Raw genomic sequence first — 12,575 nt, forward strand, 5'->3', positions numbered from 1 at the left:
CAACCGGACATCAAGACCAAGGACAGGACTCACTCGTGAAGCATATCGGCTCGTTGATGCTTGCCCTGATTCTGGGTATTGCTTTCACGTTCACCACCTGGATCGACACGGTGGAGAGCGGCACGCCCGCGTACCGCACTTACGTCGACGCCAGCGGCGACCTGCTGCTGCAGGATATCCTTTCCAATCGCTACGCCAATCGGTTTATTCCAGCCCCTGCTGCACCTCTGAACCTGCCCGGAGACGGCGGCGCACTGTGGGTCGAAATCAGCCTAAACAGCGTCGAGAACAAGTTGCTGACGCTGGAAAACCCTGCGATCGGCCTGATTGAGATCTATCGCCTGCAGAACGGCGAGGTCAGCCACCTGTACCGTACCGGCAGTCGCCTCCCCCCCGCGACCAAGCCACTGCCATTTAATGGTTTTGCCTTTCCGCTTGAGGCCAGCACCAGTGCCGGCGACACCCTGATTCTGCGCCTGCAGAACGACTATCCCTTGACCACCCGCATCGCACTGCAGGATGTCAAGGAGGCCTCCGCTCGCCACAGCATGCACCAGACGCTGCAGGGTATCCTGGTCGGCCTGATGCTGGCTTTGGTGCTGCATTGCATCCTCCACGGCGTGCTGGGCCGAGACCCTTTTCATCTGCTGCTGGCCGCCGCCAGCCTGCTGATATCGGTTAGCAGCCTGAGTAGCCTGAGCTGGGTGGCCGATGCCATGCCGCGCCTGCACGGCCACGCTGGTGAGCTCGTCCACCTGAGCGCCTACCCCTTACTCGCGCTGCTGTCCTGCTCCCTGCTCAACGGATCAGCACAAAATAACGGGCGCAACGCCATTTACGCCACCGCTATTGTTGCGGCAATGCTGACCGCAAGCTGCATCGCGTTCCCGTCCCTGTTTCGCGTCCTTTCCCATACCATTCACCTAGGTCTGCCTCTGGCGAGCCTGCTGCTGATCGGCTGGCTGAGAACGCGCAGTCAGCGTAGCGACGTCCCCTTCACCGTCGCCACCTGCCTGTTGCTGGGCAACGGTCTGATGGAAGCCTTTGCCCAAGAGCAACTACCAGAGGCCTACCTAGCCGAGCTACTGCTCTGGAGCGCTCTGGTCGGCTATAGCTGGAGTCTCTACCGACGGCTGCAAGGGATCATCACCCGCCGCGTGCGTGACCACCAGGAAAGCGCCACCGCACGCGCTGAGCAGCGCGCCAAAGCCGAGTTTCTGGCCCGCATAAGCCATGAGATCCGTACTCCGATGAATGGCGTTCTGGGTATGAGCGAACTGCTGCTGGATACAGCACTGTCCGCCAAGCAGCGTGATTACGTGCAAACCATTCATGGCTCTGGCAACGACCTGCTTAACCTGATCAACGAAATCCTCGACATGTCGCGGCTGGAATCCGGCCAGCTCACCCTCGAACGCGTACAGTTTGACCTGCACGCCTTGGTCAACGACTGCCTCGACATCTATCGCGCTCGCGCCGAGGGCCAAGGCCTCGAGCTCATCGGTTTTGTTCACCCCGACGTCCCCCGGACCATGCAAGGCGACCCCACCCGTCTGCGTCAGGTACTGATGAACCTGCTGGCCAACGCCCTGCACTACACCGAAGAAGGAGAGGTACTGCTGGTCGTCGGTCTCGACCAGAAAGACGGCGGCAAGGTGCTGCGTTTTGCGATTCAGGACACCGGTGTCGGCATGCCGGAAGAAGCTCGCAACAGCCTGCTGAACAGTGACTTCAAGGTCACCCGCTTTCTCGACCAATCCGATACCGACGGCAAGCTGCCCTTGGTGATCACGCGCCAGTTGATCAACATGATGAAAGGGCAACTCGGCATCAAATATGGCAGCGAACAGGGCACCACCGTCTGGTTCAGCTTGCCAGCGACCAGTCTGGACGCCAGCACGGACAGTTATAGCGACGGTAACAGCCTGGCTGATCGCAATGTTTTGATCGTCGACGACAACGCCACTTGCCGTAAGGTATTGCAACAGCAAACAGCAGCATGGGGCATGCGCGCCCAATGCGCTTCAAGTGGTCGCGAGGCGCTGGCCCTGCTACGCAGCCAAGCCAATCTGGGCAACCCATTCGAAATCATCCTGCTGGACCAGTCGATGCCCGGCATGAGCGGCGTCGAGCTGGCGTCGCGTATCAAAGATGATGCAGCCATCAATAACGACCTGCTGATCATCATGCTGACAGGTATCAATCAGGTACCGAGCCGAGTGATTGCGCGCAACGCCGGCATCCGCAGGATTCTCAGCAAGCCCGTCGCTGGCTACACACTGCGCACCACACTGATCGACGAATGGGCGCAGCGCCGCACGCCGCCGCTCGACAGCAGTGATCGCGATCAGCGCAGTGCGGAGCAACCCGGTGACAATTTCAGGGTCCTGATTGCCGAGGACAACGCGATCTCGACCAAGGTCATCCTTGGCATGCTTGCCAAGCTGCAGGTCGCCGCAACCGCGGTTGAGAATGGCGCCAAGGCGCTAGAAGCCGTTCAGCAACAGCCCTTTGATCTGGTACTGATGGATTGTGAAATGCCGGAGATGGATGGCTTTACCGCTGCCGAGCGGATTCGCCAGTGGGAGCAGCGCACCGGCAGCCAGCCGATTCCAATCATCGCGCTCACTGCCCACATCCTCCCGGAGCACCGCGAGCGAGCACGCAAGGCCGGTATGAACGGCCATATGGCCAAGCCCGTGGAGCTGAGCCAGCTACGCGAGCAGCTACAGCACTGGCGCGAGCACAAGGCGGAAAGCGACGTCACTCTACTCTGACGCTCGCCTCGCACAGCCCCAACACCCCGGTTGCCGCGGCGTAGTCTGCCCACCAACGCATCCAGATTTCATTCAGCATGGCAACGCCCTCCGTGAACAGGAGCAGCGCCAAACGACGCTGCCTGTTAAACACTTTAGGCAGAGAATGCGCCAACAGCCATTTGAAAGCGGCTATTGGCGCAATAGAGCCGGCAGGTTAGCCGCGACGTGCGGGTTTGCGCTTCCCACCAGAGGCACGACCAGCGCCCTTACCGGCACCTGTATCGCGGGGCGGCAAACCGGTGTGCTGGGTAAGCATTCGACCAGCCTTCTTGCTGCCAGCCGGCGTCGAGTTCTTGCGCCGAGCGCTCTGATAGCCAGAAACGGACGGCTGGAACGCCGGTATCAGCTGGTGTTTGCCGTTGCCGATCAGATCGGCGCGCCCCATATTGGTCAGCGCCTCACGCAGCAAAGGCCAGTTGTTCGGGTCGTGATAACGCAGAAACGCCTTGTGCAAACGCCGCTGACGCTCGCCCTTGACGATACTCACGCCGTCGCTCTTGTAGGTCACCTTGCGTAGCGGATTCTTGCCCGAGTGATACATGGCGGTCGCGGTCGCCATGGGCGAAGGATAGAACGCCTGCACCTGGTCAGCACGGAAGCCATTGCGCTTGAGCCAGAGCGCGAGATTCATCATGTCCTCATCGGTGGTGCCCGGGTGGGCGGCGATGAAGTACGGAATCAGGTACTGCTCCTTACCCGCCTCTTTCGAGAACTTCTCGAACATTTGCTTGAAGCGGTCATAGGAGCCGATACCCGGCTTCATCATCTTGGTCAGCGGGCCTTCTTCGGTGTGCTCCGGCGCAATTTTCAAGTAGCCGCCCACGTGGTGGGTGACCAGTTCCTTGACGTACTCGGGAGACTCCACCGCGAGGTCGTAGCGCAGACCCGAGGCGATCAGAATCTTCTTCACACCAGGCAGATCGCGCGCCTTGCGGTACAGCGAGATCAGCGAGGAGTGATCCGTATTTAGGTTCTCGCAGATACCCGGGAAAACGCAGGACGGCTTACGGCAAGCGGCTTCGATCTCAGGGCTCTTGCAGGCGATGCGATACATGTTGGCGGTTGGTCCGCCCAAGTCGGAAATTACCCCGGTAAAGCCGGGCACCCGGTCGCGGATTTCTTCGATCTCACGAATGATCGAGTCATGCGAGCGGTTCTGAATGATGCGCCCTTCGTGCTCGGTGATTGAGCAGAAGGTACAGCCACCAAAACAGCCGCGCATGATGTTGACCGAGAAACGAATCATTTCATACGCAGGAATGCGCGCATCACCATAGGCGGGATGCGGGACACGGGCATACGGCAGACCGAAAACGTAGTCCATTTCTTCGGTGGACAGCGGGATTGGCGGCGGATTGAACCAGACATCGCGATCGCCATGTCGCTGCACCAGCGCCCGGGCATTACCCGGGTTGGTCTCCAGATGCAGTACCCGGTTGGCGTGGGCATAAAGCACCGGATCGCCTTTGACCTTGTCGAACGCCGGAAGACGAATCACCGTACGATCGCGCTCCAAGCGCGGATGCGGCAGCAATTCGACTACCTGAACGTCGCCTTCTTCGCCCAAATCCGGGCCTTTGGCTTGCTCTACAGCGCAGGCACTGGTGTCCTGGGTGTTGACGTAAGGGTTGATGATCTTATCGATCTTGCCTGGACGGTCGATGCGCGTGGAGTCCAGCTCAAACCAGCCCTCCGGCGTATCACGCCGCACAAACGCCGTGCCGCGCACATCGGTAATGCTCTGGATCGATTCACCACGACTCAGACGATGGGCAACCTCGACGATTGCCCGCTCGGCGTTGCCGTACAGCAGAATATCGGCCTTGGCGTCGATCAACAGCGAATGTCGTACCTTGTCCTGCCAGTAGTCGTAATGGGCAATCCGTCGCAGCGATGCTTCGATGCCGCCGAGTACTACAGGGACATCCTTGAACGCCTCGCGACAGCGCTGACTGTAGACCAGGCTGGCGCGATCCGGGCGCTTACCACCGCCACCGCCCGGGGTGTAGGCATCGTCAGAGCGCACCTTACGGTCGGCGGTATAGCGATTGATCATCGAGTCCATGTTGCCGGCAGCCACCCCGAAAAACAGATTAGGCTTGCCGAGCTTCATGAAGTCGTCTTTGCTGTGCCAGTCCGGCTGGCTGATGATCCCGACACGATACCCCTGCGCCTCGAGCAGCCGCCCGATGATGGCCATGCCGAAGGACGGATGATCAACATAGGCGTCGCCGGTAACAATGATCACGTCGCAGCTGTCCCAGCCGAGCAGATCCATCTCTTCCCTGCTCATCGGCAGGAAGGGGGCCGGGCCAAAACACTCGGCCCAGTAACGCGGATAGTCGAACAGTTGCTGCTTGGCAACCGGGATGCTGACCGCCATGTTTACTCCTCCCCGTAACCGGAATAGGAACCGGGTGCGAGGTTTTCAAATCGGGTGTATTTGCCCAAAAACGCCATCCGTGCGGTACCAATGGGGCCGTTACGCTGCTTACCGATGATCAATTCCGCCATACCCTTGTCCTGGGTATCGGGGTGATAGACCTCATCACGATAGACGAACATGATGACGTCGGCGTCCTGCTCGATCGCCCCGGACTCACGCAAGTCGGAGTTGATCGGACGTTTGTTGGGGCGCTGCTCAAGCGAGCGGTTGAGCTGCGACAGCGCGATAACCGGCACGTTGAACTCTTTGGCCAGCGCTTTGAGCGAGCGTGAAATCTCGGAAATCTCGTTGGTCCGGTTCTCGGAACTGGCACCACCGATACGCATCAGCTGTAAGTAGTCGATCATGATCAGCGCCAAATCGCCGTGCTCGCGAACGATACGGCGCGCGCGAGTACGCATCTCCATCGGCGACAGGCCGGCTGTATCGTCAATAAACAACTTGCGATCGTTCAGCATGTTCACAGCAGAGGTAAGGCGCGGCCAATCCTCGTCATCCAGGCGACCGGAACGCACCTTGGTCTGATCGATACGCCCAAGCGATGACAGCATACGCATGATCAGCGACTCACCTGGCATCTCAAGGGAGAACACCAGTACCGCCTTGTCACTGCGCATCACTGCGTTCTCGACCAGATTCATCGCAAAGGTCGTCTTACCCATCGAGGGGCGACCCGCGACGATGATCAAGTCAGCGGGCTGCAGACCAGAGGTCATATTATCCAGCTCGGTAAAACCGGTTGAGAGACCGGTAATCGAACCCTCGCTGTTGAACAGCGTATCGATACGATCAATTGCCTTGGTCAGCAGCGTGTTGACGCCTTCCGGGCCCCCGGTCTTTGGGCGGCTTTCAGCAATCGAGAAAATCTTGCGCTCGGCTTCATCGAGCACTTCGGTAGCCTGCATTCCCTTGGGATTGAAGGCGGTGTCAGCAATCTCGGTGCTGACACTGATCAGTTGCCGCAGCGTGGAGCGCTCACGAATGATCTGCGCATAGGCGCTGATATTGGCAACTGAGGGAGTGTTCTTGGCCAACTGGCCGAGATAGGCGAGACCGCCTACCTGATCAATCAGACCTTCCTTGTCGAGATCCTCCGCCAGCGTCACCACATCGAACGGTTGATTACGCGAGGCAAGCCGCATCAACGCCTTGAAGATCATTCGATGGTCGTGGCGGTAAAAATCACTTTCGCCGAGTAGCTCGGAAACCCGCTCCCACGCCATGTTGTCCAGCATGACACCGCCGAGCACGGCCTGTTCGGCCTCAATCGAGTGCGGCGGAACCTTTAATGCAGCAGTCTGCAGATCTAGTTCTGGGTGTTCGGTATAGAGTGATTCAGTCATGAACGGATGCTCGAAACGGCTGGTACAGAAATGCAACACGGCGCCTGTCCGGAGACAGGCGCCGTGTGACAAGTCTAACGATAATGCCGAGGCAAATCACCCGCCACAGGCAGGCGCTGTCAGGGCAAACCGTTATCAGCCGGCTACAACAACCAGCTTGACGGTGGTTTCTACGTCGGTGTGCAGCTGCACAACTACGTCGAACTCACCTACGGTACGCAGAGCGCCGTCGGGCAGACGAACTTCGCTCTTCTCGATAGCAACGCCAGCAGCAGTAACAGCGTCAGCGATGTCGCGAGTACCGATGGAACCGAACAGCTTGCCTTCTTCGCCAGCGTTAGCAGCGATAGTGACAGTCAGTTCAGCCAGCTGAGCGGCACGGGCGTCAGCCTCAGCCTTCTTCTCTGCAGCCAGTTTTTCCAGTTCGGCGCGGCGAGCTTCGAACGCGGCAACGTTTTCAGCGGTAGCCGGAGTAGCCTTGCCGAAAGGCAGCAGGAAATTGCGAGCGTAACCAGCTTTAACAGCGACTTTGTCGCCCAGGTTACCCAGGTTCGCGATCTTTTCGAGCAGGATAACTTCCATTGCGATGACCTCTTAAATTCAACCTTGACCGTTTGAGTCATCGTTTCCACCCGCACCGGAGGCCGGCTGCAGACGGGAACGGAAATCAAACAGACTATCAATAAACGCCAAAAACATGATCAGGGGGTACAGCACCTGCCAGACGAATATCAGCGCCACATACAGCACCACCAGTGGACCGATGCCTAACCGCTTGATGCCAACGACGCCATGAACCAGCGCCAGACCAGCAAACAACAGCGGCACTGTGGCAATCGGAGCCAACATCGCCAGCGCGTCAAACTGGGGGCCAAAAAATACCAGCACCACCAACGCGATACTCATCCAAGGTGCCAAACGCAGACGGTGAAACTCGCTGCGAAACCCGCCAGGGTTGTACAGCCGGGCCTGCCAGGCACGTGCGAGAATCAGGCACACTAGCGTCATGGCTGCATGGGTCGCCCCCATCAAGCCTGCCAGCAGCGGCACCATCAGTGCCTGCAGGCGGGCCATTGCAGCCTCATCTACGTCCGCGCTCAACTCGGTCAGCATCTGCGGCAGCGCAGATTTGATCTGCTCTGCCACATCTTGCAAGGGACCTTGCAGGGTAACCAGTAGTACCACTGCAAACACCAGTCCGAGCGGCGCAGTCGCCAACGTCACCAGCGACCACTCGCCGCGCTGACGCAACAAGAGCGCCAACGCCGAACAGCCCAACAACACCATCAGCGGGGTGGGATCACCCAGCAGCGCCCAAGCGACTGCAGGCAAAGAGGCCCACACCAGCACCGGGAGGCCTTCCGACCACCCGCGGCGCAACAGCACAAGCGCCATTGCAACCGCACCGAACCAGAACAGCATGGGTACTGCGATCGACAAACCCACTACCAGAGTGGCTTGTCTGCGACCGCGCATGATGAACTCAGCCAGCCCCTGCATGCCTATTCGGCTTCCTGATCAATAACTTTTGGCTACCAATTAACGACCGTGGCCGTCGGTGTAAGGCAGCAGAGCCAGGTAGCGGGCGCGCTTGATAGCAACGGCCAGCTGACGCTGGTACTTAGCCTTGGTACCGGTAATACGGCTCGGGACAATCTTGCCGGTCTCGGTAACGTAGGCCTTCAGAGTGTTGAGATCTTTGTAATCGATCTCTTTAACGCCTTCAGCGGTAAAACGGCAGAACTTTCTGCGACGGAAAAAACGTGCCATGGCAGCGTCTCCTTAATTCTGGAATGTAAACTGAAAAAACTTACTCGTCGTCACCGTTGTCATCGGTGTCGTTGCTGTCAGCGTTGTCGCTGGAGTCGTTGTCATCGCTGCGCTCGCGACGCTCGCGACGCTCACCACGACCACTCTCTTCAGCCTTGAGCATGTCGGACTGTTCGGTGACGGCTTCGTCACGACGGATGACCATGTTACGGATAACGGCATCGTTGTAACGGAAGTTTTCAGTCAGCTCTTCCAGTGCTTTGGCGCTGCACTCAACATTGATCATGATGTAGTGCGCTTTGTGAACCTTGTCGATCGGGTAAGCCAGTTGACGGCGACCCCAATCTTCCAGGCGATGTACTTTACCGCCGTCTTCTTCGATCAGCTTGGTGTAACGCTCAACCATCGCGTTAACCTGCTCGCTCTGGTCCGGGTGAACCAGAAATACGATTTCGTAATGACGCATATAAGCTCCTTACGGGTTATAGCCAGCCGCCCAAAACAGTCTGGCAAGGAGTGGAACATAGGTTTGGGGCGGCCATTCTAGTGAACGACCGCCCCGCTTGCAAGGAAAATGCCGGGAAAGGGAAAGAACGAGCTCAGCGTACGCTGGTAGCGCGCTGCCGCACCGCCTCAAACAGGCAGACACCTGCAGCAACGGACACGTTGAGACTGCTGACGCTGCCCGCCATGGGCAGCTTGACGAGATAATCGCAGTGCTCACGGGTGAGACGACGCATGCCTGCACCTTCCGCACCCATGACGATTACCGAGGGCACCTTGAAATCGACATCGTAAATCAACTGCTCAGACTCGCCAGCGGTCCCCACAACCCAAAGACCACGCTGCTGCAACTGCTTGAGAGTGCGACTCAGATTGGTCACAGCGACCAGCGGGACGGTTTCGGCTGCGCCACAGGCAACCTTGCGCACCGTTGGATTCAGACTGGCAGAACGATCACGCGGAACAATGACCGCGTGCGCGCCAGCCGCATCAGCACTGCGCAGACAGGCACCTAAGTTATGAGGATCAGTGACACCATCGAGCACCAGCAGCAGCGGTGGCGTATCCAGGCGATCAAGCAGATGCCCCAGCATCTCCTCCGACCAGAGCTGACTAGCGACCACCTCAGCAACCACACCCTGATGAACGCCGTCGGTCTGCGCATCAAGCTCATCACCCGCCACCCGCACGACAACGAGCCCGGCCTGCTCAGCCTGCCCCAACAACGCCTGCTGGCGTTCATTCAACCGCCCGCTCTGCACCAACAAGCGCTTTACGCGCTTGGGATGACGCTCGATCAACGCCTGTACCGCATGAACACCAAATACCCGCTCCAGATCACTCATGTGCTGCACTCAACCTATCGCGCCTTGCGCTTGCGCGGACCACGGTTCGCATTGGCGTCCGCTGGTGCCGCTTTTTTCCCACCACTCTTGCCGCCGCCAGAGGGCTTGCCTGATCTGGACGTCTTGTCTCGAGATGCTGAAGAAGGCTTGCCTGCAGCTCCTTCAGAGCGCCCCTTGCGATTGGACTTGCCGCTGGAGCCAGTCTCACCAGCCGCACGACGGGCATCCGCCAGCAGCTTTTCACGCATGGCACGACTCGCCGATACCTGACGATCAGCCGCAGGCTGAGCCTGGGGCTTGTCCTGAGCCATTTCAAAGTCGATCTTGCGATCATCCAGATCAACCCGCGCCACCTGAACTCGAACCGAATCACCCAAGCGGAACCGGCGGCCAGAGCGCTCGCCAATCAACGAATGATGCACCGCATCAAACTCGTAGTAGTCAGCCGGCAACGCAGTAATGTGCAGCAGACCTTCCACATAAATATCGGTCAGCTCGATAAACAACCCAAACCCGGTAACCGCCGTAACCAGGCCATCGAAGCTTTCACCCACACGGTCCTGCATGAACTCGCACTTTAGCCAACTAACTACATCACGCGTTGCCTCATCGGCGCGGCGCTCATTCTGCGAGCACTGCTCGCCCAGTTCGGTAAGCCGCTGATGATCATAAGGATAGATTTTGGCCTTGGGCATAACACCGGCACCCGCGCGACGCACACGATCAGTGTTGCGACGCGAACGAATCACGCTGCGGATGGCGCGATGCACCAGCAGATCCGGATAACGGCGAATCGGCGAGGTGAAATGGGTATACGCCTCATAGTTCAAACCGAAGTGGCCCGCATTGTCCGGACTGTAGACCGCCTGACTGAGTGACCGCAGCATCACCGTCTGAATCAGCTGAGCATCGGGCCGCCCCTGGACTCGGGCCAGCACTGCGGCATAGTCTTCCGGCGTCGGGTCGCCCTTTTTGCGGGTGAGACTCAGGCCCAGCGAGTTGAGAAACTCGCGCAGACGCTCGATCTTTTCCGCCTGAGGACTATCGTGCACACGATAAAGACCCGGCAACTCAAGCTCTTGCAGGAAGCGCGCTGTAGCCACGTTGGCGCACAACATGCACTCTTCGACGATCTTGTGCGCATCATTACGCGTCGTCGGCTTGATTTCGACAATCTTGCGATCATCACCAAACACCATCCGCGTCTCGGTAGTTTCGAAATCAATCGCACCGCGACCCTGACGCGCCTTGGCCAGCGCCTTATAAAGCTCATACAGGTTTTCGATGTGCGGCAGCACGGCGGAATATTCGTCGCGCAGCGCCTTGCCTTCGCGACTACGCGGGTGCTCGAGCATGCTCGACACCTTGTTGTAAGTCAGCCGCGCATGGGAGTGAATGACCGCCTCATAAAATTCGAAGTCGGTCAGTTCGCCGCTCTTGGATACGGTCATTTCGCAGACCATCGCCAAACGATCCACGTGCGGATTCAGCGAGCACAGGCCGTTGGACAACTCCTCCGGCAGCATCGGAATTACCTGACTGGGGAAGTAGACCGAGGTGCCGCGCAGCTCTGCCTCCTCATCCAGTGCCGAGCCCAGGGGCACGTAGTGAGACACATCGGCAATGGCGACGTAGAGCTTCCAACCACCCGAAAACAAGCGCCAACCGCTCGCCTTGTGCGGCTCACAGTAAATAGCATCGTCAAAGTCGCGTGCATCTTCGCCGTCGATCGTAACCAGCGGCAGATGACGCAGATCAACGCGCTTTTGCTTGTCCTTTTCGACTACATGATCTTTGAGGCGGGCGGCTTCCTTCAGTACCGCTTCAGGCCATTCACTGGGGATATCGTAGCTGCGCAGCGCAACCTCAATCTCCATCCCCGGGGCCATGTAGTCACCAACGACCTCAATAACCTCACCCTGAGCCTGACGGCTCATGGTCGGCCACTGGGTGATGCGCACCTCGGCGTACTGGCCGTGCTTGACGCCGCCCTTGGCTGACGGCGCAATCAAGACGTCCTGATTGATACGCGCGTTGTCGGCAACCACGTAGCCAATACCGTTTTCTTCGTAGTAACGGCCGACCAAAATATCGTGCGCACGGGAAATTACCTCGACAACCGCACCTTCATTACGACCACGGCGATCCACACCGGTGATCCGAGCCAGCGCACGATCACCATCGAACACCAAGCGCATCTGCGATGGGCCAAGGAAGATATCACCGCTGTTGTCGTCTGGAATAAGGAAGCCGAAGCCATCACGGTGACCCTGGATGCGCCCTGGAATGAGGTCCAACTTGTCAACCGGAGCATAGGCACCACGGCGGGTATAGATGACCTGACCGTCGCGCTCCATCGCGCGCAAACGTCGGCGTAACGCCTCGATGCTCTCCTCGTCAGAGAGACCAAACTCCTGCTGCAACTGGGCGCGGGTAGCTGGCGCACCGCGCGACTCAAGCAGATGCAGGATCAATTCGCGACTTGGAATGGGGTTGTCGTACTTTTCGGCTTCGCGCCGAGCTTCCGGGTCGAGGTGACTCCAGTCCTTGGTCAAATCGAGATCGGGGGAAGCGTTTGAGGTGGCCGACCGGGAGGTCGAACCGGGGGATTTCGTCTTTTTCGTCATAGGGCCCTATTGAACCGAAAATGAAGCCTGCATGCACCTGTTTAAAAAAATAATTTTTCCGCTTCAGGGGTTTACAAGTGCGCCGGGACTATCTAAGATTCGCGCCGTCAACACGAAACAGCTAAAGCAACGAACCTCGGTTCAGCATAGCAGCTTCATGTGACATGCCCAGGTGGTGAAATTGGTAGACACGCTAGCTTCAGGTGCTAGTGGCCTCACGG

General features: G+C 58.5%; 9 protein-coding genes. 1 reads left to right on the forward strand and 8 read right to left on the reverse strand.

The features are described 5' to 3' along the window. Window positions 1–35 precede the first annotated feature (35 nt). Complete coding sequence (locus AAFM31_RS16465) at window positions 36–2,777, forward strand: response regulator (protein ID WP_341708991.1); 2,742 nt, start codon at window positions 36–38, stop codon at window positions 2,775–2,777. A gap of 196 nt (window positions 2,778–2,973) precedes the next feature. Here the strand turns inward: AAFM31_RS16465 and AAFM31_RS16470 are convergent, their stop codons facing one another. From AAFM31_RS16470 to rnr, 8 genes are all read right to left on the reverse strand, one after another. Beyond that, window positions 2,974–5,202: a YgiQ family radical SAM protein gene (locus AAFM31_RS16470; RefSeq protein WP_341708992.1), complete on the reverse strand. Its 2,229-nt coding sequence runs from the start codon at window positions 5,200–5,202 to the stop codon at window positions 2,974–2,976. Between the two features lie 2 nt (window positions 5,203–5,204). Beyond that, window positions 5,205–6,608: a replicative DNA helicase gene (gene dnaB / locus AAFM31_RS16475; protein ID WP_341708993.1), complete on the reverse strand. Its 1,404-nt coding sequence runs from the start codon at window positions 6,606–6,608 to the stop codon at window positions 5,205–5,207. Window positions 6,609–6,743: 135 nt separating this feature from the next. Then, on the reverse strand, window positions 6,744–7,190 hold the full coding sequence (gene rplI / locus AAFM31_RS16480; protein ID WP_341708994.1) for a 50S ribosomal protein L9: 447 nt from the start codon (window positions 7,188–7,190) through the stop codon (window positions 6,744–6,746). Between the two features lie 18 nt (window positions 7,191–7,208). Further along, on the reverse strand, window positions 7,209–8,108 hold the full coding sequence (locus AAFM31_RS16485) for a hypothetical protein (protein WP_341708995.1): 900 nt from the start codon (window positions 8,106–8,108) through the stop codon (window positions 7,209–7,211). A 39-nt stretch (window positions 8,109–8,147) separates the two neighbouring features. Further along, window positions 8,148–8,378, reverse strand: a complete 231-nt coding sequence (gene rpsR, locus AAFM31_RS16490; RefSeq protein ID WP_083723771.1) for a 30S ribosomal protein S18 — start codon at window positions 8,376–8,378, stop codon at window positions 8,148–8,150. Between the two features lie 40 nt (window positions 8,379–8,418). After that, complete coding sequence (gene rpsF / locus AAFM31_RS16495) at window positions 8,419–8,844, reverse strand: 30S ribosomal protein S6 (protein ID WP_341708996.1); 426 nt, start codon at window positions 8,842–8,844, stop codon at window positions 8,419–8,421. Between the two features lie 133 nt (window positions 8,845–8,977). Next, window positions 8,978–9,727, reverse strand: coding sequence for a 23S rRNA (guanosine(2251)-2'-O)-methyltransferase RlmB (gene rlmB, locus AAFM31_RS16500; RefSeq protein WP_341708997.1), 750 nt, complete (start codon window positions 9,725–9,727; stop codon window positions 8,978–8,980). 14 nt (window positions 9,728–9,741) lie between these two features. Next, the gene (gene rnr, locus AAFM31_RS16505; protein ID WP_341708998.1) at window positions 9,742–12,354 is read right to left on the reverse strand and encodes a ribonuclease R; all 2,613 of its coding nucleotides are present in this window, start codon (window positions 12,352–12,354) and stop codon (window positions 9,742–9,744) included. Between the last annotated feature and the right edge of the window lie 221 nt (window positions 12,355–12,575).

It is taken from the genome of Halopseudomonas sp. (assembly GCF_038130085.1).
Lineage (GTDB): Bacteria > Pseudomonadota > Gammaproteobacteria > Pseudomonadales > Pseudomonadaceae > Halopseudomonas.

Excerpts from the sequence above, each read along its gene's own strand:
- AAFM31_RS16470 (WP_341708992.1), bottom strand. The coding sequence starts at position 5,202 with ATGGCGGTCAGCATCCCGGTTGCCAAGCAGCAACTGTTCGACTATCCG.
- dnaB (WP_341708993.1), bottom strand. The coding sequence starts at position 6,608 with ATGACTGAATCACTCTATACCGAACACCCAGAACTAGATCTGCAGACT.
- rplI (WP_341708994.1), bottom strand. The coding sequence starts at position 7,190 with ATGGAAGTTATCCTGCTCGAAAAGATCGCGAACCTGGGTAACCTGGGC.
- AAFM31_RS16485 (WP_341708995.1), bottom strand. The coding sequence starts at position 8,108 with ATGCAGGGGCTGGCTGAGTTCATCATGCGCGGTCGCAGACAAGCCACT.
- rpsR (WP_083723771.1), bottom strand. The coding sequence starts at position 8,378 with ATGGCACGTTTTTTCCGTCGCAGAAAGTTCTGCCGTTTTACCGCTGAA.
- rpsF (WP_341708996.1), bottom strand. The coding sequence starts at position 8,844 with ATGCGTCATTACGAAATCGTATTTCTGGTTCACCCGGACCAGAGCGAG.
- rlmB (WP_341708997.1), bottom strand. The coding sequence starts at position 9,727 with ATGAGTGATCTGGAGCGGGTATTTGGTGTTCATGCGGTACAGGCGTTG.
- rnr (WP_341708998.1), bottom strand. The coding sequence starts at position 12,354 with ATGACGAAAAAGACGAAATCCCCCGGTTCGACCTCCCGGTCGGCCACC.